This window comes from Kocuria cellulosilytica (genome assembly GCF_040981245.1).
Lineage (GTDB): Bacteria > Actinomycetota > Actinomycetes > Actinomycetales > Micrococcaceae > Kocuria > Kocuria cellulosilytica.
In genome coordinates this window covers 1-590 of record NZ_JAVFWZ010000083.1, presented here as the reverse complement: position 1 = coordinate 590, position 590 = coordinate 1, and the positions used below count along the sequence as shown (strand labels likewise).

General features: G+C 73.9%; 2 pseudogenes. Both read right to left on the bottom strand.

Annotation, left to right across the window (positions count from 1 at the left end):
• A pseudogene (locus RCG67_RS17110) lies at positions 1-281 on the bottom strand (ABC transporter permease); the annotation flags it as partial.
• A pseudogene (locus RCG67_RS17105) lies at positions 271-590 on the bottom strand (ABC transporter ATP-binding protein); the annotation flags it as partial. The pseudogenes RCG67_RS17105 and RCG67_RS17110, both read right to left, overlap by 11 nt.

Genomic DNA, 590 nt, shown 5'->3' with positions numbered 1-590 from the left:
ATGACGTCCGGACGGGGGCCGAGGAGGGCGACGAGCAGCTGCCACAGCAGCAGCCCGGCCACCAGGGCGACCAGGGGCGGGGCCACCTTGGTGCGGAACACCTCGCCGGCAGAGGTCTTGCGCGTGCGCTCGGTCTGCAGGGCATCGAGCCCGGCGAGCTCCTCGCCGGCGTCGCCCTGCCCGGCGTGCGGCACCGGCTGCGGGCCGGTGACCGGCCGCTCGGCGTCCCGGGGCGCGGGGGCTGCCGGCGGCGCGGCGGTGTCGGCGGTGTCATTTCGCATGGCGGCTGATCTCCTCACGCAGACGTGCGGTGATGGTGCGGGTCAGCTCGCCGAGGGTGTCGTCGAGCGACTGCGCGTTGCCCTCGAAGCCGTAGGACTCGGGGTCCTTCCACGGCCGGGTGTCCCACTCCTGGACCACCTGCCCGGGCCGCGAGGACATGAGCAGCACCCGCTGGCCCAGCCGCACGGCCTCGGCGACGTCGTGCGTGATGAACACGATCGTCCGGCCGCTGGCGCGCCACCAGCGCAGCAGCTCCTCGTGAAGCAGGTCCCGGGTGATGGTGTCCAGGGCCGAGAACGGCTCGTCCA